The organism is Thauera sp. SWB20, from assembly GCF_000831325.1.
GTDB lineage: Bacteria > Pseudomonadota > Gammaproteobacteria > Burkholderiales > Rhodocyclaceae > Thauera > Thauera aminoaromatica.
This window is the reverse complement of the sequence record NZ_JTDM01000020.1, coordinates 248093-275064: the sequence shown is the minus strand read 5'-3', so window position 1 is coordinate 275064 and position 26972 is coordinate 248093. Positions and strand designations below refer to the sequence as shown.

Genomic DNA, 26972 nt, shown 5'->3' with positions numbered 1-26972 from the left:
GCCACAGGAACCGCCTGGCTTGATCGCATCTCATATGCGATACATAATTCGCACTCCGCAAGCGAGGAAGCCATGGCACAGAGTTCAATGCTCCACATCCGCGTCGACGACGAAACGAAGACCCAGGCCACCGAGGCGCTGGCCGCCATGGGCCTGTCGATGTCCGACGCCGTGCGCATCTTCCTCAAGCGCGTCGTCAACGACCAGGCCTTCCCGCTCGAACTCAAGGTCCCCAACGCCGAAACGCGCGCCGCCATGGAAGAGGCGCGCGCCATGATGAAGGCACACCAGGCACGTTTCGAATCGACCGACGCCCTCTTCGATGAGCTCGAAAAAGCCCGCTAAAACCAAGCGAGCATCGCTGCCGCGCGCCGCGGATTTCAGCAAGGCCTTCCACAAGGACTGGGAACGATTCAGCCGCTCCGGCCGTTTCGACCTCAAGCGGCTCAAGGAAGTCATGCTGCTGCTCATCGCCAACGACGCCCCGCTCGGCCCGGAGTGGTTCGACCACCCGCTCAAGGGCGAGTGGGCCGATCACCGCGAATGCCACGTCGGCGGCGACTTCCTGCTCATCTACAGCGCCGATGACCGACAGATTACCTTCGTCCGGGCGGGCACCCATGCGGATCTCTTCGAGGGATGAGGCACGAATGAAAGCCCTCAAGGTCCTGCAACTTCTCCCCGCGCTGGACAGCGGCGGCGTCGAGCGTGGCACGCTCGAGATCGCGCGCGCGCTGGTCGCGGCCGGGCACGAATCGGTGGTGCTGTCCAGGGGCGGGCGCCTGGTCGGGCAGTTGCAGGACGAAGGCTCGCGCCACCTCGCGCGCGACCTCGGGCGCAAGTCGCCGACCACCTTCCTGCACTACCGCGCGCTGCGCAGGCTCTTCGAGGCCGAGCGCTTCGACATCGTCCATGCCCGCTCGCGCCTGCCCGCCTGGGTGGCTTGGCTGGCCTGGCGCGGCATGCCGGCTGACGCCCGCCCACACTTCGTCACCACGGTGCACGGCATGCACTCGGTCAGCCGCTACAGCGCCATCATGTGCGCGGGCGAGCGCGTGATCGCAGTCAGCGACACGGTGCGCGACTACCTCCGCAGCCACTACCCGCCGACACGCTGGCCGCATCTCGCGGACGAGCGCATCACGGTGATCCCGCGCGGCATCGACCCGGCGGAGTTTCCGCGCGACTATCCGCCGTCGGACGAATGGCTGGCGCGCTTTCATGCCGAATTCCCGCAGATCGGCCAGCGCAAGGTGCTGACGCTGCCCGGGCGGCTGACGCGCCTGAAGGGTCATCACGACTTCATCACCCTGGTCGCCAGGCTGGTCGCCGAGGGTGTCGACGTGATCGGGCTGGTCGTCGGCGGCGAAGACCCCAAGCGGCCGGGCTACGCGAAGGAGATCCGCGCACGCGTGCAGGCGGAAGGCCTCGCCGGGCGCATCCTCTTCACCGGCCACCGCAGCGACGTGCGCGAGATCTATTCGGTTTCGGATTGCGTGCTGAGCTTGTCGAGCACGCCGGAATCCTTCGGGCGCACGGTGCTCGAGCCGCTGGCGATGGGGCGGCCGGTGGTGGGGTACGCGCATGGCGGGGTGGCGGAGATCCTCGCGGAACTGTTCCCGCATGGGGCGGTGGGGAAGGGGGACGTCGCCGCCGCTACCGTGCGGGCGGCAGACGTGATCGCCGGACGGACCCCGGTGGTGGAGCACAACAGCCGCTTCCTGCTCGCGAACATGCAGGCGCAGACGCTGAAGCTGTACGGGAGCCTCGCATGACCGAGTGGCTCGCCCTCTCCGCGGCGCTCGCCGCCGGCTGGTTCTCCAACCGCTACGCCTGGTGGCGCAAGCCGGTCGATCTGCGCCATCCGCGCGTGCTGATGTACCACATGGTCAGCCCGCACCGCCCGGGCGCGAAGTTCAACGGCCTGCGCGTCCCCCCCGAACGCTTCGAGGCCCAGCTCGACTGGCTGAAGCGCAAGGGCTGGACATTTTTCACCGTCGGCGAGCTGTGGGCGCAGTGGGACGAGCTGCCCGAGAAGAGTGTCGCGATCACCTTCGACGACGGCTACGCCGACAACCTGCATAACGCCCTGCCCTTGCTGGACAAGTACGACGCCAAGGCAACGATCTACATCGTCGTCGACCGCCACGACCGCGACTGGTCCACCGCCAAGAAGGCGCACCACAACACCGGCGAGCTCGCGCGCGAACCCAAGCTGAGCGACGACGAGCTGCAGCGCCTGGTCGCGAGCGGCCGCATCGAGATCGGCTCGCACACGCTCACCCACATCAACATGGGCACCACTTCGGCGGCAGACAAGCGCCACGAGCTGGCCGAGTCCCGCCGCCTGCTGCAGGCGCAGACCGGCCAGGCGGTGGCGAGCTTCGCCTATCCGTTCGGGATCTACGGCGAGGAAGACGTCGCGCTGGCGCGCGCGGCCGGCTACACGACGGCGGTGACGACCATCGACGGCATCGACGCACGCACCCCGCGCCCCGATCCGCTGCAGCTCAAGCGCATCAAGATCAGTGGCAAGGACAAGCTGCTCGCGTTCGCGCTGCGCATGCGCGGCGGGAAACGGGGGTGGAAGAAGTGAGGCCGCTCGCCATCTGGCTGCTCAGCGACGGGGCCCCCGGGCACCTCAGCCAGAGCCGCGGCGTCGTCGATGCGCTCGCCACCCGGCGGATGGTGGAAACGCGCACCATCGAGCTGAAGATCCGCAGCCCTTTCTGGAAGCGCCTGGGCCGCCTGCTGCTGCCGCGCATCCGCGACACCGACACGTGGCTGCGGCGGATCTACGGCCTCACCCCACCCGCCGGCCAGCCCGCGCTGATCGTCTCGTCCGGCGCCAACACCCTGCTCGCCAACGCCCTGCTCGCGCGCCGGCACGGCGTGCCCAACGTGTATAGCGGCACCCTCAAGGGCTACGACCCGGCCGCCTTCGCCGGCGTGTTCACCGTGGTGCCGCTCGGTGTCGCGTGCAATCACGTGCTGCCCCTGCCGCCGGTGCCGGGCGAGCTCGCCCGTCCGCTGCCTCCCCCGACCGGCGAACCACGGATCGCGGTACTCGTCGGCGGCGATGGCGCTGGCTATGTCTTCAAGGAAGCCGACTGGCGCGCCTTCGGCGCCGGCCTCGCCGCGCTCGCCCGCCGCGACGGCGCCCGCCTGCTGCTCACCACGTCCCGCCGTACCGGCGCTGTCGCCGAAGCCTGGCTGCGCGAAAGCATCCCCGTCGAACTGATCGCCGACGCCGTGTGGTGGTCGCAGGCGCCGCGCAAGGTCATGCGCGATTTCCTCGGCGCGGCAAGCGCGATCGTCGTCACCGAGGACAGCCTCAGCATGGTGGCCGAGAGCCTCTACTCCGGCCGGCCGGTGGTCTCGGTCTCGCCCGTGGTCGCCCAGCCCAACGCCAACGATGGCGCCGCGTTGCAGGCTTATGCAGAGCGCGGCCTGCTGGTGCGCCAGCCGCTCGCGGGCCTCGCCTACATCGCATTCCCCGACTGCAGCACGCCCGTGCCCGACGTGCAGGCCGAGATCGCCGACGTCGTCCTCGCGCTGCTGGAGCCGACAACACCATGAAGAAGGTGCTGATCTGGGGCCGCTACGGCAACTACGGGCCCGACTACCCGCGCAACCGCGTCATCGAGTCGGTGCTGCGCAGCCTCGGCTGCGAGGTGAGCCGCTTCCTGCCCGCGCTGTCGGCCACCGCCGACCTCGAGTACGCCCTGCGGAACCTCCTGGAGCGCAGCCACCGCCCCGACCTCGTCTGGGTGCCGTGCTTCCGCCAGCGCGACCTCGCCGCCGCCGCGCGCTACGCCCGCCGCCAGCGCGTGCCGCTGGTCTTCGACCCGCTGATCAGCGCCTACGACAAGCAGGTGAACGAAAAGCACAAGTTCGCCGCGGACAGCGCAAAGGCGCGCAAGCTGCTGGAGTGGGAATCGCGCCTCTTCCAGCTGCCCGACTGGCTGATCGCCGACACCGAGGGCCACGCCGACTACTTCCACGCCACCCACGGCGTGGCGCGCGCGCGCATCCGCGTGATCCCGGTCGGCGCCGAGGAGTCGCTGTTCACCCCGCAGCCCTGGCCGCACAAGCCCGCCGATGCGCCGCTGGAACTCGCCTTCTTCGGCACCTTCATCGGCCTGCAGGGGGTGGATGTGCTGGCGCAGGCCATCCTGCACTACGACGGCCCGCCCACCCACTGGCGCCTGATCGGCGAAGGGCCGATGAAGGCGGAGTGCGAACGTCTCCTCGCGCCGCTTGCCGGCGCCACCGGCCCCAGCCGCGTCAGCTTCGAAGGCTGGGGCCCGCTGCCCGAGCTCCCCGGCCGGCTCGCCAGCGCCGACGCCATCCTCGGCATCTTCGGCACCAGCGACAAGGCGCTGCGGGTGATTCCGAACAAGGTGTATCAGGGGCTGGCGATCGGGCGGGCGGTGCTCACCGCGGCAACGCCGGCCTTCACACCCGAACTGCGGGCGGACGAAAATAACGGGCTGCTCTGGGCAATACCGGGAAACCCGGATAGCATTCGCACCGCGGTGGAGCGCCTGCACCAACGTCGCAGCGAAACGCGGGCGATCGGTGCCGCGGCGCGCAGCACCTACGAACAGCACTTCTCCAACCGGGTCATCCGCGACGTGCTGAGCATCCTGCTCACCGCGGACACCCGGCCCACCGCACGATGAAACCGCTCATTTCCGTCGTCATCGCCAACTACAACTACGGCCGCTACCTGGCAGAGACACTCGAATCCGTCCTCGCCCAGACCTATGCGCCGGTCGAGATCGTCTTCATCGACGACGGCTCCACCGACGACAGCCTGGAGATCGCGCGGAGCTACCCGATCACGGTGCTCGCACAGCAGAACCAGGGCGTGTCGGCCGCACGCAACAACGCCGCCCAATATGCGCACGGCGAATACGTGCTTTTCCTCGACTCCGACGACCTGCTCTACCCCGACTCGCTCGAAGTCCTGCAGCGGCGGCTCGAAGCAGAAGGACCACGGGCAGGTTTCGCCTACGGCCAGTTGCAGTACTTCGGGGAGAAGAACACCGTCTTCGCCTCGCGGCCCTTCGACCCGAAAACGCTGAGCCGGGAGAACTACATCCAGACCAGCGCGCTGATCCGCCTGGACGCGTTTCGCACCGTCGGCGGCTTCGACCGCGGCTTCGAACTGCGCGAGGACTGGGAACTCTTCGTCCGCCTGTGGCACGCCGGCTGGACAGGCGCCCATCTCGCCCGTCCGGTGATCAAGTACCGCAAGCATCGCCCCAAGGCGCAAGTACGCGCGCATGGCAAGTTCCGCAAGCGTCTTTCCGACGCCAAGCTCATCACACTCTATCCACGTTTCTTCTGGCGCAAGCTCGCAACGCATCCGCTGCGCTATCTCCTTTACCGAATGCGCTGGAAAGTCCCTGGTCTGGTCGGCCATTACGGCCCAACCGGCGCAGCCACGCTGATCCAGTCTGCAGATCGACCGCTCTCCTGAATGTCCTCGTCCCCCTTCGCAGACCACGACGCCGGCAGCCCGCTCGAGCGCACTCTCCACACGGTGAACTCGGCACTGGTGTTCTGGTTCTTCGCGTTCCTGATCACGGGGCCGAAGAACTCCCACGCGACGACCGCCCTGCTGGCCTTGAGCCTGGTGACCCTTCCGGCGACGGTTCGCGTCGCCCCCAGGGTCTGGGCCCACGCAGCGCCCTGGCTGATCGGCCTGGGAGCATACTGTTCGTATCAGATCGCCTACCGATTGATCGACGGTGGGCTCGAGGCTCGCATCGACCCTCCTGCACGCTACCTCGGTGCAATCCCGATCCTCTTCTACCTCGCGCGCTACGGTTTCAACATCAAGGCACTGTGGGCGGGGATGGCCGTTGGCAGTCTCATCGGTGGCGTGGCGGGCGCGCAGGAAGTGTGGATCGAGGGGGCACAACGCGCAGGAGCAGGAATCCACCCGATTGCATACGGCAGCATCCTGGCGCTGCTGTCGATGATCCTGCTGTACGGCGCCACGATTTTCCGCGAAACCACCTGGCGTATCTTTCTCTCGGCTGCATTCGCCGTCGGGCTGACGGGGGTGCTGCTATCCGGCACACGTGGGCTCTACCCGGCGTTGGCGGTCTGCATGGCGTTCATCGGCTATCGCGCATTGAGGCAGGAAGGCGTTTCTAGCAGAGCCCTGATGCTCACCGTGGCAGGCATCCTGGCGATGTTGACCGTGGCTGTATTCTGGATTCCCTCCATACAGCAGCGCTTTGAGGAAACCCGCGAGGAATACGTGCAGATCCGCACGGGGAACCTCAACTCCTCGTCCGGTCATCGTCTGCAAATGTGGCATACCGGCCTGCACCTAATCTCGGAGTACCCACTCTTCGGACTCGGCCCAGACGCAGGCAAGCGACAAGCACTGGCGAGGGGTTTCATGGTGGAACAGCATTATGACCTCTCGGTCCTTACCACCTACGACCACCTCCACAACCAGTACATCAACGAAACCACCAGGTTTGGCCTGGTCGGACTGGCCGCGCTCTTAGGGCTCCTGTATGGGGCGATCGGGCGGACGACCGACCCGCTGCGCGGCACAATCGCAATCGCGCTGGCAATCATCCTGATCGAGGGGCTGACCGAGACGGTACTCAATCATCACCGCCTGATGATGGCCTTCGTGATCCTCGTGACCGTGCTGCGTGCTCGGCTCGCCACCGAAACCATCGGTGCCCGGAATCTCACTCTCTCCGGTCAGGCCAGCCTTTCGGCATTCGATGGTGCAGAAGGCCGAATACCGGGCGATAGTAGACCGCATCCATGATCTGCCGCTGCCACTTCTCCACCCGAGCCTTCAGGCTCTTGGACCGTCCCGACGCGGTCTCCACCCGTCGCCGGTCGTATTCCAGTTGCGAAGGCGCCGTGTCCAGATACCCGATACAGAACGGATCCAGTCCACACAGCTCGATAGAACCGAGACGTCGGTAAGCCACCCAATCGTCGGCCGAAAGCCACGCCGGCGAATTGATCCTCCGCATCGCGTCCGCCGCAGCGCGGTTAACGAGATAACCATAGCCTTCCCACGCCCGTCGGACCTTGACCAGCCGATAGCCCGCGGCAAACGGCACCGCGCCCCGGGCAAGGAAAGCCCGGATCGGCGTCATCAGGAGCAGGCGTGGCTCGGCACACTCCAGCCAAGCACTCATCCGCGCGCTGGCGAGCAGATCCGCCGCGTCCGGCAGCAAAACCGCATCGTCCTCCAGAATCAAGGCGAAATCGTGCCGACTGCCCAGAAACTCCTCGTACGCGCGCACGTGGCTCATCGCGCACCCCAACTCACCCGGAGTCAGGACCCGCCCATAGCGCTCCACGGAGCGTGCATCGTCCGCCACCAAGGCACGCTCATCCTCCGACAATCGGCTGCCACGCACCGCCTCGACGACGTTCGCGTCGAGGCCCAGCGCGACCAGATGGGCAAGTACCCGTTGCCGACGCTCGACGGCCTCGGGCAAGTTGATGACGAAGATGCCGAAACTCAATCGTGGTCTCCTGCCGAGTGTGCTACCCCAAAGTGCTTCACTGTAAGCCTCTCGCTTCAAATATCCACGATGCGCGCTCCGGCCGCCGAGCTACCGGTCCGCGCTGGCGAGCCGACTGAGAATGGTCACCGCTGCGGATCGCTCTGAGCGGCGGACTGGTCACATTGCGATGAAGATCGGCGGGCCATTCATTATCGCGCGCCCCCCTGACGTGCATCCGCGACCAAGCGGCGCAGGCTGCGATCCAGCAGTTCCGCGATGGCCTCGTTCGAATACCGCTCGATCGCCACTTGGCGCCCGTTGTCGGCCAGGCGTCTGCGCAAGGCGGGGTCGTCGTGCAGCCGGCGCAGCGCGGCCGCGAGTGCGGGCGGATCGGCCGGTGGAACGACGAGCGCCGTCACGCCATCCGTGTAACAGCTCGACGGGCCGTCGATCGCCGTGCCGATCAGGGCCTTGCGCCAAGCGAGGCTCTCCAGGATGACGATGCCCTGCATATCCCACTCCGAGGTGAAGCACATCACGTCGAGCGAGTTGAAGAACGCCGGCTTGTCCGCCGGATCGAGCCAGCCCAGGAACCCCACCCGATCGGCCAACCCCAGTTCGTCCGCCCGCTTCTGCAACGCCGCACGCTCCTCCCCATCGCCCGCGATCTGCGCCCGGAACGCCACTCCGTCCGCCGCAAGCAACGCAAGCGCATCGAGCAAATGTCGAAACCCCTTGTTGGGCACCATGCGGCCGATCGCGCCGATCGAGAACACACCACCCGTAGGGTCTGCCAGCGCCTCTTCCGGCGGGATGCTCACCGCGTTGCTGATCACGAACGACGGTTTCGCACCACCCGTGGCCGCCTCGACGATCTGCTGCATGTAGGGCGTGATGCAGAAGAAGGCGTCCGCCTTGAGCGTGCGCTTGATGTTGTGGCTGTGGTTGAAGGCGATCACCGGTACCGTCGGCGGCGCCGCCCGCTTGAGCATGTGGATCGCCCGACCGCTGTGGGCGATCACCGCATCGATGCGACGGGCGCGGAGAAGACGCGACGCCTTCCAACTCGCGATCAGGTCGTAGTGTCCGGAGTTGCGCAGCGTGACGACATCAAGCCCCGGGCCGACGAAGTCCGCCGGCACGTTGGGCAGATCGACCGGGTCGATCAGCAGCGTGACCGAATGCCCCTCCTCCGCGAGCAGACGGGCGGTCTTGAGCGTCGCGCCCCAACGCCCGCCGGTCGAGTCGCCGAAGACCGCGTTGAGAATGTTCATTGAAAGTTGATCTCGGACCGCGTAGGCCTGAAATTATAGCCGCACGATCGCTCGGCACGCCGAAGCGCTCCCGCGTGACGGCAGAGCCTCTGCACTCGCATGAAGGCAGCAGCGGCGCAAATGGCATCGCAGACCTGCGCGAGGGGCTGCAGGCCCCCAGCCTCCGCAGGTCCGTATAGAATCTGACCCTCCCCATGTATTCAACAATCTATTCATCGCATGTCACGTCACGCCGATGCCATCCGTCTCCAGCTCGCAAAAGCGCCGCTTCCCGGACGACAACTCTTTGAACTGATTGGAGTCAGTCAGCCGACGGGCTCGCGCGCCCTGAGGGCGCTCGGCAGCGAGATCGTTCGGCTCGGTGCCGCGCGATCCATTCAGTACGCGCTGCGCGACAACGCCAGAGGGTTGCCGGACATCCTGGTTCATCGGATCGACGCGGAGGGGCAGATTCGACGACTCGGAACGCTCATCCCTGTCCGGCCCGAGGGCTTCGTGATGCTTCAGGACAACGGTGTGGCCCTGCACAGCGACGGGCTCCCGTGGTGGCTGTTCGATATGCGCCCCCAAGGCTATCTTGGGCGTGCCTATGCAGCGCGGCACGGCGCGGCACTCGGACTGCCGGAGCGCCTGAACGACTGGACGGATACGCACGTCCTGCGCGCGTTGCTGGCACATGGTCACGACCTCGTAGGCAATCTTTTACTGGGTGACGTTGCGCGGGAGCGCTTTCTCGCCGCCCCCCCCCCCAGCCCAATCGAAGAAGAAGGCAAGGCGGCCCAATATGCACGGCTGGCAGGGGAAGCCGCCAGAGGCGAAGTGCCTGGATCCTCCGCAGGCGGCGAGCAACCCAAGTTCACCGCCTTCGCGGCAACACCGAACGGCCCCTGCCACGTCATCGTGAAGTTCAGTGAAGTCGTGGAAGGGCCGGTGAGCGAGCGCTGGAGGGACCTCCTGCTGGCCGAACATCTCGCCCTCGAGACACTGCGAGAAGCCGGCATTCCTGCCGCTGTCACGCGCGTCGCCGACCATGGAGCCCAGCGCTTTCTCGAAGTGGAGCGTTTCGATCGCGTGGGCCCGACCGGTCGGCGTGCGCTGATCTCCCTGGCCGCGATGGACGCGGAATTTATCGGCGCCGGAACCGGCGGCTGGCCCGGCATCGCGCAGCGCCTGGCTAAAGCAGGGCAGATCGTTACCGAAGCCGCGGACGCGGCAAACCTCCTGTGGTCATTCGGCACCCTGATCGGCAACACCGACATGCACAGTGGAAACCTGTCGTTCATCTCGGAGCACGGCCGGCCTTATGCCATCGCGCCAGCCTACGACATGACACCGATGTGCTTCGCCCCCCGAATTGGCGGAGGCTTGCCCGACACCATTGCAGACGCGGCGCTTCATCCCGGTATCGCCAACGAAGTCTGGCGGCGCGCCGAGCCGCTGAGCCAGGCCTTCCTTCACCGTCTCCGGGCGGCGAGCGGGTTCTCCCGCCGCTTTGCTCCCTGCATCGCGGCACTGGAAGATCACATCGCGCGGGTTGGCCGCAAGATCGCCAGGCTGGGTTAGGGCACCGGCAAGGCATTGAGCGGCGACCGCGATGGTCTTGCCGCCCACGGATCCCGCCTCTCAAGAAGGGGAGGTCCTCGACCGTGTCGCATTCCGAGTGCGGAGCCCCTGAAGTCACCCCCAACCCGCGCATCACCCTATTACCTTCGCTGAATAGCCAAGTGCTGCAGTGCAGTGCGACAATATGATGTGTCGAAATCTAGGGTTCCAAATGCTAACAACCGTCATCTTCTCGGGCGGATCCGGTACCCGCCTCTGGCCATCGTCGCGCGAAAGCCGGCCCAAGCAACTTCTCGCCCCCACTGGCCAGCACACCATGCTGCAGGAGACTGCCCGCCACCTGAACGGGTTCGGCGGAGGCAATCTCGGGGGTACGCCGACAATCGTGGTCTGCAACCACGAACATCGCCTCATGGTTGCGGAGCAGTTGCGTGCTACAGGCGTCGAGGGTGTGCGTATCGCACTCGAACCCATCGACCGGAACACCGCGCCTGCGCTGACACTCACCGCATGTCTGCCAGTGCGGGACGGCAGGGCCCCCACGGTGCTCGTGATGTCGGCCGACCAGGTATTCACCGATAGCGACGCCTTCCACGCCGCCGTTTCACTCGGGCACGACGCTGCGCGCTCAGGCGCGCTCGAAATCGCCGCCTTCGTCGAAAAACCAGACTCGGAGCGAGTTCGGAAATACGTCTCCCTGGGACAGTACTTGTGGAACAGCGGTTTGCATACGATGCGAGCCACGGTCTGGGTCGAGGCCCTTGCGGCCCTGCAGCCTGGGATGTCGGCCGCCTGTCGCGACGCGCTCGAACACAGCAGCGTCGATGCCGACTTCGTACGCGTCGACAGCGCCCCCCTTGCCTCCTGCCCGTCGGATTCCACCGACGACGAAGTCATCGAAAAACTCTCCCGGCAGCCTTCAGCCGGCATCCCGGGCGGCGGCGTCCCGATGTCCGCAGGCTGGCCCGACGTCGGTGCTTGGGGCACGACCTCTGAAGTCATGTCCAAGGGCGCGCACGGCAACACCACTCACACCGACACGATCCTCGACGGCTGCGAAGACAGCCTGCTGTATGGCGGCAAGCGCTTGGTCGCCGGCTTCGATCTGAAAGACGTCATCGCCGTCGAAACTCTGGACGCCGTGCTGGGCGCCGACAAGTCCCGCACCCATGTCGTCAAGGGGATCGTCACCCGCATCAAGGCCGAAGCATCGCCGACACGCACAACAAGATCTACCGCCCTTGATGCAGGTACGACTCCATCGATTTCGGTAACCGCTTCCAGGCCAAGCGCCCCGCGGCCAATCCGGACGCCAAGCTCAACCCACCGATGCACCACCAATCCGCCGAACACCGGGTCGTTGTCAAGGGCACGGCCGAAGCCACCAACGGTGACAGAGTGATGATCCTGCCGGAGCACGAATGCACCTTCATCCCGCTCGATCACGTTCATCGCATGGCCGACCTACGCAAGTTGCCACTTGAGATCATCGAGATGCAGGTGGGGAGTTATTTCGTAGAGGACGACATCATTCGTCTCGAGAACATTTACCGCCGTACTGCTCGGAATGAGCTCGCGCAGGAGCCTTCCCTGTGTGACGACTCCAGCCCCGCCAAAACCCACCATTCAAGAGCTTGAATTTCCAATATGCCATCCCCAGCGCAAACCTCTCGCCGACAGCAAGAAGAAATCAGCATCGTTGATATCTGGAAAATTTTTCTCAAGCGCAGAGCACTGATGTTCTGGAGCTTCATTATTTGCATAGCAGGAGGCGCAGCCTACGCTTTCTTGAAACCCCCAATCTATGAAGTCACCGCTCAACTCAGCATCGGTCAAATTCAAATTTCCAGCGAAAAATCGCCCCTACCACTCGAAAAGCCAGAAGAGCTTGAATACCGCCTGCTGTCTGCATTCGGAAAAAAAGTTGCCGAAGGAGTCGAGCGCGAGCGTCCCTTCCTCACGAAAGCAGGTCCGCGAAAAGAAGGCTCCACCACCCTCGAACTGACAGTCGAGGGGGACACTCCAGATGACGCGAAAGAACTTCTAAATAATATCGTAAAAAGTGTTTTGGAGAACCACCTCGATATATACAAGGGCAACATAGATCCACTTTCGGGCCGTATACACAACCTGGCAGCCCAACGCGAAGCGCTACAACAACAATACGAAGACGTGAGCGCCCTTTCCAAAAAGATATCCGAACACGACCCCGTTCAGGCCTCTCTTCTCATGCTCGAGCGGGGGCCGCTCACTCAATCCCTTGATCAACAAGACGCCGAGCGCCTCCGCCTAACCCAACAAACTCTCGCCCCACAAACTCGCCCTTCCACGGTATTAGGCGAAATCACAGCGCCAATCGACCCCTCTCATCCGAAGAAAGCACTTGTCCTCGCGGTCGCGGCAGTCTTGGGTCTAATGACGAGCATCATGCTCGCATTTACAGCGGAATTTTTCTCAAGGGCCAGAGAACAGAGCAGATAAGGGCCATTCACCCAAAGTTCCAAGAATTCCGACAATCAGCGCACCGACGATGCGCAGCACTCCATTGGATTCCCACCAGACCACTCAATGAGCAAGAAGAGACTTCTTGAAAACATCTTTTCCTTGGGCGCTCTACAAGCAGCCAACTACGCCCTTCCTTTGCTGTTGCTTCCATACTTAGCACACACCCTTGGGGTCGAAAAACTCGGGCTGCTCGCCTTCGCGATATCCCTAATGCAGTTGTTTTCTGTATTAATTGATTACGGCTTCAATCTTAGCGCCTCCCGCCAAGCCGCTGTCCACCGCAACGAACCAACCGCGCTAAATCACCTTTTTGCGGCTGTTACAACACTCCGCATAACCTTTGCCAGCGCGGGATTATTACTGCTATACCTCCTGATTCAAACCATACCGCGACTACAAAGCGACGCCAATTTATACTTGGCGAGCTATATCCTCGTCGCGGGCAACGCCCTCTTTCCTCTATGGCTTTTCCAAGGCCTAGAGCGCATGAAGCTGGCAAGCCTGATCCAGATTGGAACAAAATTCACTGGATTCATTGCAACAATCCTTCTTGTCAAGAGCCCAGACGACATCGTCCTTGCTGCATTCTTGCAAGGTTCCACCAACCTGGCAGCTGCCTTTATTTGTTTACCTCTAGTTCCGGGCGCCATAGGCGCCACTCGGATTGTCCCGCCGAAACTCGAGAACATATCGCAGCAATTGAAGGAGGGCTGGCACATCTTTCTTTCGTCCGCAGCCATCAACCTCTACACGAGCAGCAACCTTTTTATTCTTGGCGTACTGACGAACCCCAGCACTGCGGGGATCTATCATGTAGCAGAAAAAACGGTCAGGGCGGTTCAATATCTTTTTGAACCCATCAATCAAGCAGTTTACCCATATATCAGCAAATTAGCCCAAGACAACCCTCAGGCCGCGCTTGACTTCAATCAAAAAATGCTCAAATGGGCCGGAGCTGCAAGTCTTCTCTCAAGCATTTCGCTTGCAGTTACCGCGCCATGGATCGTCCCCCTGCTATTCAGCCCCGACTTCTCCGCCTCAGTTGAAATCATCCAGGCAATGGCACCTCTTCCATTTATTATCGTAATCTCCAATATCATCGGAAAGCAAAAACTCCTGGCGTTTGGCTTCAGCCGGGAGTTCAGCAGAATCATCATACTTGGCGCAGGACTGAACTTCGCGACATTCCCCCTCATGGCGCATTTCTTCGGCGCTCTCGGCGCCGCTCTTGCCAACGTCGCGACCGAAGCAATGATCACCACCTTTTTTATCTTAAAATCCCGAAAAACAAACTTTCTAAAACATTAACATGCAATAACTACCGCACTTTCTTTAATCAAAAAACTTTAAAATGAACCCCAGCAGAAAGCCCAAGATAGTCGTTCTTTCAAGAAAAGAAGACACCACCAGAAGAGTGTCCATAAGCAGACAAATGGCCTCACTCGGACTCAGTTGCGAATTTTATGACGCAATAACTCCGAGCCAGCTTTCCTCAGACACGTCGAACACCGCTCACACCCCAGGCGAGAGGTGTTGCTTCCTCGGCCACTACGGGATCATCAAGGCCTTCTCCACCTCGAGTACCGACGATAGTTTAATCGTTTTGGAAGATGACGCAGAACTCTCCCCCGAGTTCAAAGAACTAATACCACACCTTTCCGCGGCCCTGGAAAGAAGTGACATCTTGATTCTCGGCTACTCGAAGGTTCCTCCCGAGCTTCGCCAAGCAATACAGCGCTTTAGGCCTGTAAAACCGCTTTACCCGTTAGACCGAACTCATCAAGTCTCACGCCCATACGCTCAATGGAAATGCGGTGCCGTTGCGTATGCAGTATCGAAAAGCGGAGCTGAAAAATATACGCGAGCACTAGAGGGCGCAGATATTGTCGCCGATGACTGGCAGTTTATCGAAAGGCAAGGCATTTCCGTGCACCACGTGAAACCACTTTGCGCACTGGAAAATTACGAAATTTTGGGAAGTAATCTTGAGGCCGACAGGAAGACCCACATTGTCAGACCACTATGGCTCCGACATATCGCAGGCCTTGTAAGAAGCGCCCTCCTGATTTTTAAATAGCGATGAATTAAAAACCGTTGCAACAGCACGTTCTATATTTATTTTAGTAACCATACAGGGCGCCTCGAAAAACCTCGGCACCTCTGTGATTGGTAAAATTGGATTGTCCTGATTTCGTTCTCTGCCGCCAGCCATGAAGAAACGCACCGCCATCAAGACCGACCTGTTCGCCGACGAGCATCACCGCAAGAAGATCGACACGCTCGGAGATCCACTGGCCGAGATCGAGTCGTACATCGACTTCGGGGCGTTGGCGGCGGAAGTGGATCGGGTGGCGCCGCGTCCGGTGAGTCCGCAAGGCGGTCGTCCGCCGTATCCGACCGAGACGATGGTACGCATTCTGGTGTTGAAGCGGCTGTACAACCTGTCGGACGAACAGATGGAGTACCAGTTGCTTGACCGGATGAGCTACAAGCGCTTCTGCGGGTTGGCCAGCGCGGTCAATATTCCGGATCGAACGACGGTGTGGACGTTCGAGAACCGCATCGGCGAAGCCGGCGCGAAGGTCCTGTTCGACGGAGTCACGACCCAACTGCTCAAGCACGGCTACATCGCTCGGGGCGGTCAGATCATCGATGCGACGCTGGTGCCCGCGCCCAAGCAACGCAACAGCCGTGAGGAGAACAAGCTCGTCAAGGAAGGGGCGATGCCGGCTGACTGGAAGCCGGCCAAGCGGCGCCAGAAAGACACCGATGCCACTTGGACCAAGAAGCACGGCAAGAGTCACTTCGGCTACAAGCTCTCGATCAACGTGGACAAGAAGTACAAAGTCATCCGCAAGATCGAGACAGGCACGGCCAGCACCCACGACAGCCAGCACTTCGAGAACGTGTTCTACACGCTCAACACGAGCCGAGACGTCTTTGCGGACCGGGGCTACACGTCCAAGGGGAGTGAAGACTGGTTGAAGGACAAGGGTTACCGGAACCAGATTCAGAGAAAGGGTACGCGCAACAAGCCGCTGTCTGAGTGTCAGCAAGGGCGTAATCACCGTATCGCCAAGACGCGCGCCCGTGTCGAGCACGTGTTCGCGGCCATCGATCAGATGGGTGGCAAGCTGATCCGCACGATCGGCCAGGCGCGAGCGAACTTTGCGATGACGATGATGGCCGCCTGCTACAACCTGAAGCGGCTGGTGTACTTCCAGAAGGCCGGAATCGAGGCTTTCTGACGCCCGAAATGGGCCGAATCGCCGATTTCCCGGGCGATTCGAAGAGAAAACGGGGCGACACCGCAGAGAAAAGCGGTGATTTGCCGGAGAAATTGAACCGAGTTCGGTCGCTGTCATTGTTTGGCGGCGGGATTCAACGAAAACCTCGCGTTATTCGAGGTGCCCTACAGAGTCTCCGCCGTCCGCCCCAACGCAAAAACCGTCTCAAAAGCGCGCCCACACATACTCGCAAAAATATGGAATAAATTCATGCTCAGCCTTCGCGAGCGCCTCTTTCTGCTCATCATTGCTGGCTTCTTGATTCTTGGAAACCTGCCGCGTTTCTTGCCGATGCCCACGGCTTTTGGCAACGTAAACTTGTCAGAAGTCTTGCTCTATGCCATTTCACTCTTAATATTTCCGATTCGTTCCTTCAGCATCTTTCGGACAAGCCTGGGTGTAACTTTAATCCTCGGGACAGTTTTTTCAACCTGCGTCGGCCTGCTAAAGTGGGGAATTGACTTTACGGCCTTGGTCTACTCATCTAGACTGTTAATACAAATTACAATTGCTCATCTTGTAGCCGGCATTCTTGCCGAAAAGCTATATTCGCCTCAGAATCTGATTGTAAGAAATTATCTACTCACCTACACTGCAATGGCTGCCATCGCGATTGCACTACTTATTCTGTTCCCAAATTCGACCGATCTCTGGAAAACGCTTTCCTCCTTTGGCGTCGAATTTGCGGGAGACCCGCATATAAATCGCCTTGTATCCCTTTACTTTGATCCAAATTTTTACGCAACAATAATCGTCTTACCAACAATCATCGCGCTCCACGGCGCGCTGAGCGAAAAGAAGCTCTCCTACATCGCCTCTTCTGCTCTATTGATTTTGACCTTATTCCTGACTGTTTCAAGAAGTGGAATCTCTCTCCTTTTCCTAATTGCCATAGGTTACGCCATACTCCAGTCTCCCAGACTGCACCTAATAAAACTGCCACAGATAATTCTTCCCGCCGTACCCCTTTTGATCTTCTCCCTCTCAACCGCGACTCTCTTGAGCTTTGAGCAAGTGGAGAGGCTTGCAATGCGACTTGCGCAAGGGCTTGGGGATGGCAGCTCCACTGCGCGATTCGAGTCCTTTTCGCTCGGGCTAAGATTAATGGAAGATGAATTTCTGCTTGGGTATGGTTACAACTTCGCACTATCTTTTATTCGAGAAAGTGGACGCAACGGCATCGACTCATCATTACAGCTATTTTTTCTAACGTACGGCGCCCTGCCAGCGACGATTATACTAATAATATTCGCAATCAAGTTCTACATTATAGATCGAAATTTAAGACAAATATCCAACACCCCCACACTCCCGTCGCTGACTTCTGCTCATGTCCTGTGGCGAATCGTGGCCTCCTACTTTGTCATGACTTTGCTATGGGCTGCCCACTTCAATCAAGTTCTTTTCTACCCATTTTGGCTCATCCCAACGCTTGCCTTTATATTTCTATTTGAAAGAGTTAGCGACAACCATGTCAGACAGTGTCAAAGAACGGATCTATTTTGATGAGCGATGGATGGGTGACCATGGGATCGGCCGTTTCGCAAGAGAAGTCAATCAACGCTTAAAATTCCCCCCTGCCGACCTGAAAGGATCACCGGTTCAACCACTTGACCCTTTGAGGCTTAGCTTTTATCTAGCTTTAAATGATGTATATTTGATTTCACCTGGATTCAATTCACCTTTATTTGGAGGCAAACGGTTCATCCCGACAATCCACGACCTCAACCACATCGACACGGGATCGGGGCTGTTGAGGTCTTTGTATTATCGGCTGATACTCAAGCGAGCATGCCAACGAGCGCCGCTCATCCTGACGGTATCCAATTTCTCGAGAAAGAAGATCGTCGACTGGGCCGGAGTTTCGCCTGCAAAGGTGGTCAATGTAGGAAACGGGCTATCGCCAGCTTTTGCAACGACCGGGACGATTTACAATCCAGGCTACAGATATTTGCTTTGCATCGGCAACCGAAAGCCGCATAAAAATGAGGAGCGCGTCGTTCAAGCATTCGCTCGAGCGGGCATAGACCCCGCGATCCGGCTCGTTTTTAACGGAGAACCCTCACCGCGCCTGATTGACGTTGCAATGCAGGAGAGGGTTGATCGACGTATTGTCTTTCTCGGACCGATGGATGACGAAAAACTTGCATCGGTATACCGAGGCGGAATAGCGCTTATTTTTCCGTCGCTTTATGAGGGATTCGGCTTTCCTGTAATTGAAGCGATGGCGTCGGGGATCCCGGTGTTGACCTCAAGCACCACTTCACTGCCAGAAGTGGCTGGCAGTGCGGCACTACTTGTCGAACCAAGCAGTACCGAGGAGATCGCAGCGGGAATTCACGAGATCGTCACGAACATGATGTTACGTGAAAGTTTGATTCAGAGAGGATTTGAACAATCAGCCCGTTTCACTTGGGACAAGGTTGCGGATAAGATCCTAGAAGCTCTGACCCAGTCCCTTGGAGGGCATTTATAATCATGAAAGTTGCTATCGTACATGACTGGCTTGTAGGCTATGCTGGGGCGGAGCGCGTTCTCGAACAGCTGATTTTCATTTTCCCCGATGCAGACTTGTACACAATCTGTGACTTCCTGCCTGACGAGGAGCGGTTTTTCCTTCAGGGAAAACGCCCTTCAACAAGTTTCATACAGAAATTGCCAAAGGCCCGGAGTCATTACAGGTCCTACCTTCCCCTTATGCCTCTTGCAATTGAGCAATTCGATCTTTCCGGCTATGACTTGATAATATCAAGCTCCCATGCGGTAGCCAAAGGAGTCCTCACAGGACCAGATCAGCTGCACATCAGTTATGTGCACTCCCCGATTCGTTATGCTTGGGATTTACAGCACCAATATTTACGCGAATCAAATCTCGAAAGAGGAATGAAGGGTTGGGTAGCCAAGTGGTTACTCCATAAGATCAGACTGTGGGACTCCCGAACAGGGAACGGCGTGGATCACTTTATTGCAAACTCTGATTTTATAGCGAGGCGCATCAAGAAGGTCTACAGAAGAACTGCCGATGTCATTTATCCGCCCGTGGACGTTTCCAGTTTCACGTTACGGGATAAAAAGGACGCGTTTTATCTTACGGCCTCACGTCTTGTACCCTACAAGCGGATCGATTTGATCATTGATGCCTTTCGATCCATGCCGGATAAACAGCTGGTGGTGATCGGGGATGGCCCAGACATGGAAAAGGTGCGGTCGAGAGCCAGTCCGAACATCCAGCTTCTCGGATATCAACCATTCGACGTCCTACGTGATCACATGCAACGCGCCCGAGCATTTCTTTTCGCTGCAGAGGAGGATTTCGGCATCGCGCCGGTCGAGGCGCAGGCTTGTGGCACTCCGGTAGTGGCATTTGGAAAGGGAGGAGCCCTCGAAACAATCCGCGGACTCGGGGAATTGGAGGCGCCAACCGGTGTGTTTTTCGAGCAACAGACGGTACAAAGCGTGGTGGAAGCAGTGAAGCTTTTTGAGCGCGAAATGGAATGCTTTTCGGCTGCGAACTGTCGTGAGAATGCAATACGATTTTCCACTGACTCTTTCTGCAACCAGTTCCGGGCCTTTGCTTTGACAAAATATGAAAGCTTTCTGAAAGATAAGCAGTATCGCTACAATAGAGCAGATCAAGCCTCATAGAACCAGGAACGTTTATATTTCACCATCACCCTCTTACAGGAAGAGAGCCAAGGTGTTCACGCCCGCACGCCAGCTGCATGGCAATCATGCCTACACTAAAGCATTTTCGCGAGCCGTAGATTTACTGTGCGTTCTATCTGGCGGATGGGCTGCATATTGGATTCGCTTTGGTCAGCTAACAATAGACTCTACTGGATATACAAGCGCGCTATTGGCCGGCGCGTTGCTCGCTCTGATAATCTTGCCTGGTTTTGGCGTGTACAAATCCTGGCATGGTCAGCTACAGATCGGGCTCGTTGCGAAACTGGTTACCGCATACTGCACAATTGGTGCGGCGATGACAGCGCTGCTTTTTTTTACAAAGCTTGGAGCGGACTTTTCACGTCTCTGGTTGGTCTATTGGATTGGTAGCGCGGCAGCGGGGTCAATTGGATTTCGCTTGATCGCATATCCTCTTATAAAGAATCATCGCCTGCAAAGCCGCAATCGCCGCCGAGTTCTTCTAGTCGGAGACGCCCATTCTTGTTCGACCGCAATACGTCATTTGCGAAAGGTGCCGATTGCGGGCTTCGATCCCGATCGCGTGATCGTTATCGGCGACGACCCCGCCATGGAACTAAGCGGGGTCCGGTACGAAGCGTATCAGAAGGACTCACCGATCGATCACGACGAGGACGAGGTCTGGATCTGCCTGCCGCTATCCAAAGGAGAGATCGTCAAGGAGATCCAGTCTGCACTGAGCTTGTCGACCGCGAACGTCCGTTACATGCCCGACATGCGCGACTTCCGGCTGATCAACCACAGTGTTTCGGACGTGGCCGGGCTCTATCTCCTCGATTTGAGCTGTACGCCGATGACAGGCTTCAACGCCTTCCTGAAGGCGCTGGAGGACCGCTTGATCGCCGGCGCGATCCTGCTCCTGATCAGCCCGCTCATGATCATTCTCGCCGTCGGTGTCCGCCTCAGCTCTCCCGGTCCGATCTTCTACCGCCAGGAACGCGTGAGCTGGAACGGCAAGCCGTTCATGATGCTGAAATTTCGCTCCATGCCGGTGGACGTTGAGAAAAACGGTGTCCAATGGGGTGGCGCGGGCAGCGCCAAGAAGACCACGCCCTTCGGCGCGTTCATCCGCCGAACCAGCCTCGACGAATTGCCTCAGTTCATCAACGTACTCAAAGGCGATATGTCCATTGTCGGACCGCGTCCCGAGCGCACCGTGTTCGTGGATCAGTTCAAGCACGAGATCCCGGGCTACATGCAGAAGCACATGGTGAAGGCGGGCATCACGGGATGGGCACAGATCAATGGCTGGCGCGGCGACACGGATCTGCAGCGACGGATCGAATGCGATCTCTGGTACATCGAGAACTGGTCGCTCTGGCTCGACCTGAAGATCATCTTCCTGACGGTGTTCAAGGGCTTCGTGAACCCGAACGCGTATTGAGCCGGGTCACCCGGCCGTTGCCTGTCCGTACAGATCGGCCAGCATGCACGCGAAGGCGACAACCGAGGCCCCGCTGAGAACCAGGACGGCAGCCGCGGGCGCAGTCCTTGGCGACCTGGACGAAGCACGCGTGCTCGGGATGGAGGCCGTCGAGAGCGGCTTCGAGCGCGGTGTTGATGAGCTCGGCAGCCAGCACGAGGGCGATCATCACGACGACGATGGCGGACCATAGCCAGCCGGGGCGCAGCACCGCGAGCGCGACGAGCGCGGCGAGCGCCGCAAGGCATTGGCTGCGGAAGCTGGCTTCCAGCCGCCAGGCGTCGCGCACGCCAGCCCAGGCGAAGCCAACACGGCGGGAGAAGGGAAGGCCCTTGGCGGGAGGTCGCATCTCTTCACTCCAGCGACGAGACGAGAGTCAGACGGTGTTGTAGGAGCGACGCGAGTTGCGATCTCAGCGGCTGTGATCGCGACTTGCGTCGCTCCTACGGGGGCGTCGAGCCATGGCGCCTATTGCAGGAGCGACGCAAGTCGCGATCCAGGCGACTGTAGTCGCGACTTGCGTCGCTCCTACGGGGGCGTTGAAGCGTGGTGCGCGGGGCGGGCTCGTATCAAGACTTTCTCACGCCCGCCAGGACATATATTTCTTGAACAACTGCATGCGCTCCGCGCTTTCGGGGTCTTCGGCGGCACGCTGGGCGGCTTCCTTCATGAAGGCGATCAGCACGGCGACGAAGCCGGCGGCGAGCACGGCGAGGATCACGATCAGGGCGCGCTTGGGCTTGGACTTGCGCTCGGGCGGGATGGCGGTGTCCAGCACCTGGATCAGCGCGCTGTCCTTGGCCTCCTCGATCTTGGCGAGCTCGAACTGCTGCGCCAGCATCTGGTACAGCGTCTCGTAGTACTTCACGTTGCGCAGCAACTGCAGGTTGGTCGCACCGGCGCTCGATTCGCCACCGACCTGGGTGTCGCGCAGCGCGCTCGCGCCCTCGATTCGTGCGAGCTCGGTCTGCAGCGCAAGCAGCTCCTGCTGCGCAGCCTTGAGGCGGGGGTTTTCCTCGGCGGCGAAGGCGCGCATGGCGCCGATCTCGACCTCCTTCACCGAGATCTGCCCGCGCAGCCGCGCCGTCACGCCGATCATCGCCTGGCCCTGGGCGTCGATGCTCGCCAGGCCGCCCCGCTCCATCGCCGAGCGCGCCTCGATCTCGGCCGCCACGAGGCGGTCACGCGCGTCGACCATCTGGCGCTCGAAGAACAGGCGCTTCTGCGAGGCCTCGGTCACCGCCAGCACCTCGGTGAGCCTGTTCAGCTCCTCCACGTAGGCGTTGGCCATCTTCGCGGCGAGCTCGGGGTCCTTGTCATCGACCGAGACGGTGATGATGCCGTCCTTGCCGGCGGTGAAGCTGGATACATCCTCCAGCGACTTGCGCGCATCCTGCGTGAGCTCCGCCTCGTAGTAGTTCACCAGGTCGAAGCGCGCGATCATCGCATCGGCCACGGTGCGGCTCTTCAGCATGCCGACGTAGAGGTCGCTCGGGTTCTTGATCCCGGCCGCCGCGCCGGCGATGCCGGCGAGCCCGCCGAGCTGGCCGAGCAGCGCCGAGGCGGTCGACTGCGACTGCTGCGGAGGCAGGATGGCCGTGGTCGCGGTGAAGATCGGCGTCATCAGAAGCGTCGCGCCCACCGTCAAGGCCCCCACCAGCACCGGCAGGCCGAGGATCAGCTTCTTGAACTTGGCGAGCACGATCGCGAGATCGAGCAGAGAGATCTCGTCGTCGTCCTCGACCACCACCATTTGGCCCTGCGGGTTCTCGATCGCCGCCTTCTGCATCGTGCTTTCGTTCATGGTCATCGCTCAGTCGTTCTCGATCGAGCGCACCGCGGCCACACCGAGGCCGAGGTTGGCGAAGATCTGCGTCCAGTCCTTGGCAATGCGCGCGAAGGCCGTCCAGCCCGACTCGCGATCGATCAGCTCCGGAATCACGATGATGTCGCCCGGCAGCACCGTCGTCCCCATCACGCTGCTGAACCAACTGCCCGTTTCGGCCACCACCGTGCCGTCGGCGCGCAGCACGAAGGCCGCGCTACGGTCGCCCTCGCGGCTCATGCCGGCCTGCTCCAGGTAGTCGGAAACGGTGCGGCTGGGCCGCCACAGCAGGGCAGACTCGGTATTGACCGCACCGAACACCTGCACGAAATCGGGCCGGTTCGGGATCACCAGGCGGTCGCCGTTCTCCAGCCGGAAGCCGGGAATCTGCGCGAAGCTCGGCTCGTCCGCCGGCAGGCCGAGCGACATCCGGCCCGAGGACTTCAGCGTGCGCATGCGGGCGAGGAAACGCCCCCGCGCCTCGCGCTCGGCGCGCAGCTGGGTCTGCGCCTGGGCCACGGCCTGGGCGTCCCCGATGATGTTGGCGGAAACCCGCGCCGACTCGGCAACTGCCTGCTGCTCCAGGCGCTGCACCAGCTTGTCGAGGTTGGCCTGCTGCGACCTGCGCACCGACTCGCGATAGAACTCGGCGCCGAACAGGTAGGCGTCCGCGGTCGGCCCGCCCGCCTTCTCGATGATGTTCACCAGGGTCTCGCCCGGCTCGGCCACATACACCCCGGGGCGGTTCACCTCGCCCTCCACCCGCATCACCACGCGGCGGCGGCTCACCGGCACGCGCACGTCGCCCGCGGTGAAGATCGAGATCGTGTCGCCCGCCTGCAGGCGCAGGTTGTCCGGGCCGTTGGGGTCGGCGAACAGCCCGTTGAGGCTGAACGGGATCAGCTTGAGCGCCATCTGCGGGCGCTCGAGCCGTTCGACCACCGCGTAATCCATGTTGATGTCGACGAAGAGGTTGCCGACATCGCCGACGAAGCTGCCGCGATCGAGCAGGCTGCGGTTCTGGTTGTCCACCACGTAGCGGTTGATCAGGGTGGCCTTGTCCGGAATCAGATCCGAGATCCGCATGCCGGCGCGGTAGGGCAGGCGCACCGGTGCGCTCACCCCGCCGCGCAGCGTCACCGCGTTGGCGAACTCGGCCAGGATGGGCTGCACGGCGATCACATCGCCCGACTTCAGCTGGAAATCGGGCTGCCCCGCCTGCAGCGACACCTCGAACACCGAGCGCGGCTGATCCGCGCTCGGGTCCAGGCGCTCGACGAAGGCCAGGCGCGGGTCGGCCACGACGGGCAGCCCGCCCGACACCGTCAGCACGCTGCGCAGCGTGTCCGCACGGTCCTTGAGCTCGTAGATCGCCGGCGCCTTCACCTGGCCGGTCAACGCCACGTAGCCGTGCGCCGGCGGAATCACGATCACGTCGCCGTCCACCAGGCGGATGTCGGCCGAGGTGTCGCCGTTGGCGAGGAAACGGTACAGGTCGATCTCGGTGATCACCTGGTTGTCGCGCTTGACCTGCACGCGGCGCAGCGAACCATTGGCCCCCGGGCCGCCACTCTGGAACAGCGCGCCGATCAGGGTCGAATTGCCCGACACCGTGTAGGTGCCCGGACGCCGCGCCTGGCCCACCACGAACACGGTGATGCCGCGCACCCGGTCCAGGCTCACGCTGACGCTCACGTCGCGGTAGATGCGCCCCACCTGGTTCTCGATGACCTGCACCGCATTGGCGATCCGCACCCCGGCCAGGCTCACCGGGCCGATGGTCGGCAGCGTGATCATGCCGCTGCGGTCGATCTGCGCCCGGGTCTGCGACTCGAAGGCCCCCCAGATCCGCACCAGCACCTGGTCGCCCGGACCGAGCACGTAGTCGTCGGCGACCGGCGCGGTGGGGCTGTTGAACACTCGCGAGCCCGCGAAGAAGCCCGAACCGTACAGCGGCAGCACCTGCCCGGTGCTGCGCGCCACGAATTGCTGGAAGTCGTTGAGCACCCGCGCGGCGCGCACCGTGCCGCCCACGCGGTCGTTGCCGTCGGCGTCGACCGTCACCGCCTGGTCGAGCGCGGCATCCTGGGAGGGGCTCAGGCCTTCACCGCCGATCACGGTCGGAGCAGCCTGGGTCTCGAATCCGTCCGCGGCACCGGCAGATGCCGCAGCACCGCTGGCGGCACCGACGGCCGCACCCGGCGCGCCACCGGACAAGGCAGGGGCCCCCATGCCCAACCCGCCGCTCCCCACGGCAGCCGGAGCACCGCCCGCCGCCGCGAAGCCCGCTGCAGCGGGGGCGTTCTGCGCCATCGTCACGGACGAGCAAGCCAGCGCCAAGCCCAGGATCAGCGCCTTCGCAGCGCTCCGCAGGCGGTTGCAATGTTCGGTGGTATTCATTTTCTGACAACATAAGGACGCTTGAGGGCGTGGATTGTAGCTGGAAAAAGTCGGCTGACTGGCTGCGCTCGGTCACGGCTTGGCGGGGCAGCCGGAATCGGGCGGCCTCGATTGTCGTATTCTTCTCCTTCAAGGACTTGTTCATGTTTCAACCACGGTCGGCACAAGCTAGAATAGTTGCGTCCGAAACAAACTTTTCCAGCGCTCGGCCAGCCGGTCGCGCTTTCCTCGACAGGAGTTTCCATGAAAAAAACCGCTCTGATCGCCGCGATCCTTGCCTTCTCCACCGCGCCCGTGCTGGCGCAAACCGCCCCGCGCCCCGGCACGGGCGCTCCTGCCCAGGCAGCCCCTGCGCCGGCCCAAGCGGGTGCGACCGGTGCGCAAGCCGGTGCTGCGGGTAGCGGAGCGGGCGCCGCCGGTGCCAGCGCGGCTGCGGTGGGTGGTTTGACCGCAGGCACGGTGGCCGCCGTCGCAGTCGGCGTGGCGGCCGTGGCCGCGGCGGCGAGCAGCGACAGCAGCTCGGGCACCACCGGCACCACCGGCACCACGCGCTAAGCCGTCGCGTCAGGCTGGTGGGTCGATAGCCCGACGGGAATTCGCGCAGATCGCGACTCGCGTCGCTCCTACGGCGAGACTGCTGCGGCAATGCCTTTGCAGAAGCGGCGGAAGCCGCGAACGGCTGCGCTCGACGAGCACCCGACTCGAAGCACAAGCCCCCCGGGGGTCACCCTTTGGGGGCTTTTCGTTTGATGAACGCCGTACCTTCTGTTCCGATGTCGCGCGCTTTACCAGAGCGACTGGCCGTGCTGGCGATTCTCGCCTGCGCGGCCTGCAGCACCGACTCGACCAACATCTCGCGCACCTTCGAGCTCGCCTACCGCGGCGGCTCCTTGGCGGACCGGGCTGCGCCGAATCCGGCCTATCGCTACCTGCGCACGGTGGTCGACGGTCGCAGCGCGCTGCTCGTGCTGGGCTACACCGATCCCGATCCAGCGACGCCCGACGCGCCTCTGATCGAGGTCTGGTATAGCGCGGAGGGCGAGGTCGTGCGCCTGCAGCAGGGGCGCGTCGTCGGCACCAGCGGGCTCAGCACCGACTGGCGCAGCACCCGCGCACCAGACGCCCCCACCTGGGGCAGCCTGGTCGCGAGCGCAGCTCAGGACCGAGCTGCCGGCCAAGTGCTCGCCACCTGGCAACGCACCCGCGACGAATCCGCCTACCGCTCGGGGGTCATCGACCGCATCAGCGTGCATGCCATCGCCGCCCCGCGCGGCACCGAGCTCGCCGGCCTCGCCCCCGAAAGCCTGCAATGGTTCGAAGAGCGCGCCGAACCGATCGTCCCGCCCGCCGGCACGCCGGGCGCCGTCCGCCTCACCGCGCGCTACGCCCTGCGCGTCGACAGCGGCGCGATCGAGGTCGTCTACACCGAACACTGCCTCGGCCCGGAGCTCTGCCTCTCGCTGCAGCGCTGGCCGGCACGGTGAC

General features: G+C 61.8%; 25 protein-coding genes and 1 pseudogene. 21 read left to right on the top strand and 5 right to left on the bottom strand.

Annotation, left to right across the window (positions count from 1 at the left end; all coding sequences use genetic code 11):
* Window positions 1-72 precede the first annotated feature (72 nt).
* From PO78_RS15235 to PO78_RS15200, 8 genes are read left to right on the top strand one after another with little or no spacing between them, the layout of a single operon-like run.
* Entirely contained in the window at window positions 73-345 is a 273-nt protein-coding gene (locus PO78_RS15235) for a type II toxin-antitoxin system RelB/DinJ family antitoxin (protein ID WP_012586120.1), read from the top strand.
* On the top strand, window positions 323-643 hold the full coding sequence (locus PO78_RS15230) for a type II toxin-antitoxin system YafQ family toxin (RefSeq protein WP_012586121.1): 321 nt from the start codon (window positions 323-325) through the stop codon (window positions 641-643). The genes PO78_RS15235 and PO78_RS15230 overlap by 23 nt, the downstream gene beginning before the upstream one ends.
* A 7-nt stretch (window positions 644-650) precedes the next feature.
* Entirely contained in the window at window positions 651-1775 is a 1125-nt protein-coding gene (locus tag PO78_RS15225; RefSeq protein WP_043744972.1) for a glycosyltransferase family 4 protein, read from the top strand.
* Entirely contained in the window at window positions 1772-2596 is an 825-nt protein-coding gene (locus tag PO78_RS15220; protein ID WP_004305081.1) for a polysaccharide deacetylase family protein, read from the top strand. The genes PO78_RS15225 and PO78_RS15220 overlap by 4 nt, the downstream gene beginning before the upstream one ends.
* Window positions 2584-3579 carry an ELM1/GtrOC1 family putative glycosyltransferase gene (locus tag PO78_RS15215; RefSeq protein WP_156147827.1) on the top strand — a complete coding sequence of 332 codons (996 nt, stop codon included), beginning with the start codon at window positions 2584-2586 and terminating at the stop codon, window positions 3577-3579. The genes PO78_RS15220 and PO78_RS15215 overlap by 13 nt, the downstream gene beginning before the upstream one ends.
* Window positions 3576-4685, top strand: a complete 1110-nt coding sequence (locus PO78_RS15210) for a glycosyltransferase (RefSeq protein WP_004305085.1) — start codon at window positions 3576-3578, stop codon at window positions 4683-4685. The genes PO78_RS15215 and PO78_RS15210 overlap by 4 nt, the downstream gene beginning before the upstream one ends.
* Complete coding sequence (locus tag PO78_RS15205; protein ID WP_043744969.1) at window positions 4682-5488, top strand: glycosyltransferase family 2 protein; 807 nt, start codon at window positions 4682-4684, stop codon at window positions 5486-5488. The genes PO78_RS15210 and PO78_RS15205 overlap by 4 nt, the downstream gene beginning before the upstream one ends.
* Window positions 5489-6808, top strand: a complete 1320-nt coding sequence (locus PO78_RS15200) for an O-antigen ligase family protein (protein WP_004305088.1) — start codon at window positions 5489-5491, stop codon at window positions 6806-6808.
* Here PO78_RS15200 and PO78_RS15195 read toward each other — a convergent pair.
* Window positions 6726-7523 (bottom strand): glycosyltransferase family 25 protein, encoded by a 798-nt coding sequence (locus tag PO78_RS15195; RefSeq protein ID WP_004305090.1) that lies wholly within the window; start codon window positions 7521-7523, stop codon window positions 6726-6728. The two genes, PO78_RS15200 and PO78_RS15195, sit on opposite strands and share 83 nt — an antisense overlap.
* 191 nt (window positions 7524-7714) lie before the next feature.
* Window positions 7715-8779 (bottom strand): glycosyltransferase, encoded by a 1065-nt coding sequence (locus tag PO78_RS15190; protein WP_004305092.1) that lies wholly within the window; start codon window positions 8777-8779, stop codon window positions 7715-7717.
* Window positions 8780-8998: 219 nt separating this feature from the next.
* Between PO78_RS15190 and yjjJ the strand changes: the two genes are divergently transcribed.
* The 11 genes and pseudogenes from yjjJ to PO78_RS22430 all read left to right on the top strand — a co-directional run bounded on the left by yjjJ (window position 8999) and on the right by PO78_RS22430 (window position 21223).
* The gene (gene yjjJ / locus PO78_RS15185) at window positions 8999-10342 is read left to right on the top strand and encodes a type II toxin-antitoxin system HipA family toxin YjjJ (protein WP_043744965.1); all 1344 of its coding nucleotides are present in this window, start codon (window positions 8999-9001) and stop codon (window positions 10340-10342) included.
* Between the two features lie 184 nt (window positions 10343-10526).
* Window positions 10527-11282: pseudogene (locus PO78_RS23600) on the top strand (sugar phosphate nucleotidyltransferase); the annotation flags it as partial.
* A gap of 320 nt (window positions 11283-11602) precedes the next feature.
* Window positions 11603-11980, top strand: a complete 378-nt coding sequence (locus tag PO78_RS23595; RefSeq protein ID WP_306414993.1) for a hypothetical protein — start codon at window positions 11603-11605, stop codon at window positions 11978-11980.
* Window positions 11981-11989: 9 nt separating this feature from the next.
* Window positions 11990-12823, top strand: coding sequence for a Wzz/FepE/Etk N-terminal domain-containing protein (locus PO78_RS22455; protein WP_082047823.1), 834 nt, complete (start codon window positions 11990-11992; stop codon window positions 12821-12823).
* 87 nt (window positions 12824-12910) lie between these two features.
* Window positions 12911-14155 carry a flippase gene (locus tag PO78_RS15175; protein WP_004300746.1) on the top strand — a complete coding sequence of 415 codons (1245 nt, stop codon included), beginning with the start codon at window positions 12911-12913 and terminating at the stop codon, window positions 14153-14155.
* A gap of 43 nt (window positions 14156-14198) precedes the next feature.
* A complete protein-coding gene (locus tag PO78_RS22450) occupies window positions 14199-14924 on the top strand; it encodes a glycosyltransferase family 25 protein (protein ID WP_082047821.1) in 726 nt (241 codons plus the stop codon).
* Window positions 14925-15057: 133 nt separating this feature from the next.
* Complete coding sequence (locus PO78_RS15170) at window positions 15058-16095, top strand: IS5 family transposase (protein ID WP_043744963.1); 1038 nt, start codon at window positions 15058-15060, stop codon at window positions 16093-16095.
* A 249-nt stretch (window positions 16096-16344) separates the two neighbouring features.
* Window positions 16345-17640 (top strand): O-antigen ligase family protein, encoded by a 1296-nt coding sequence (locus tag PO78_RS22445; RefSeq protein ID WP_082047819.1) that lies wholly within the window; start codon window positions 16345-16347, stop codon window positions 17638-17640.
* Entirely contained in the window at window positions 17606-18610 is a 1005-nt protein-coding gene (locus PO78_RS22440) for a glycosyltransferase family 4 protein (protein ID WP_082047817.1), read from the top strand. The genes PO78_RS22445 and PO78_RS22440 overlap by 35 nt, the downstream gene beginning before the upstream one ends.
* 2 nt (window positions 18611-18612) lie before the next feature.
* Entirely contained in the window at window positions 18613-19779 is a 1167-nt protein-coding gene (locus PO78_RS22435; RefSeq protein ID WP_082047815.1) for a glycosyltransferase family 4 protein, read from the top strand.
* Window positions 19780-19831: 52 nt separating this feature from the next.
* On the top strand, window positions 19832-21223 hold the full coding sequence (locus PO78_RS22430) for an undecaprenyl-phosphate glucose phosphotransferase (protein ID WP_197068790.1): 1392 nt from the start codon (window positions 19832-19834) through the stop codon (window positions 21221-21223).
* Here PO78_RS22430 and PO78_RS22425 read toward each other — a convergent pair.
* The 3 genes from PO78_RS22425 to PO78_RS15150 all read right to left on the bottom strand — a co-directional run bounded on the left by PO78_RS22425 (window position 21192) and on the right by PO78_RS15150 (window position 25487).
* Window positions 21192-21611: a diacylglycerol kinase gene (locus PO78_RS22425; RefSeq protein ID WP_231570738.1), complete on the bottom strand. Its 420-nt coding sequence runs from the start codon at window positions 21609-21611 to the stop codon at window positions 21192-21194. The genes PO78_RS22430 and PO78_RS22425 overlap by 32 nt on opposite strands.
* Before the next feature lie 231 nt (window positions 21612-21842).
* Entirely contained in the window at window positions 21843-23072 is a 1230-nt protein-coding gene (locus PO78_RS15155) for a GumC family protein (protein WP_043744956.1), read from the bottom strand.
* A gap of 3 nt (window positions 23073-23075) precedes the next feature.
* Window positions 23076-25487: an SLBB domain-containing protein gene (locus PO78_RS15150; protein WP_231570737.1), complete on the bottom strand. Its 2412-nt coding sequence runs from the start codon at window positions 25485-25487 to the stop codon at window positions 23076-23078.
* Between the two features lie 243 nt (window positions 25488-25730).
* Here PO78_RS15150 and PO78_RS15145 point away from each other — a divergent pair, with 243 nt between their 5' ends.
* Together PO78_RS15145 and PO78_RS15140 are read left to right on the top strand one after the other, a co-directional pair.
* The gene (locus PO78_RS15145; RefSeq protein ID WP_004300731.1) at window positions 25731-26042 is read left to right on the top strand and encodes a hypothetical protein; all 312 of its coding nucleotides are present in this window, start codon (window positions 25731-25733) and stop codon (window positions 26040-26042) included.
* Window positions 26043-26290: 248 nt separating this feature from the next.
* The gene (locus tag PO78_RS15140) at window positions 26291-26971 is read left to right on the top strand and encodes a YjbF family lipoprotein (RefSeq protein WP_231570736.1); all 681 of its coding nucleotides are present in this window, start codon (window positions 26291-26293) and stop codon (window positions 26969-26971) included.
* The last annotated feature ends 1 nt before the right edge of the window (window position 26972 follow it).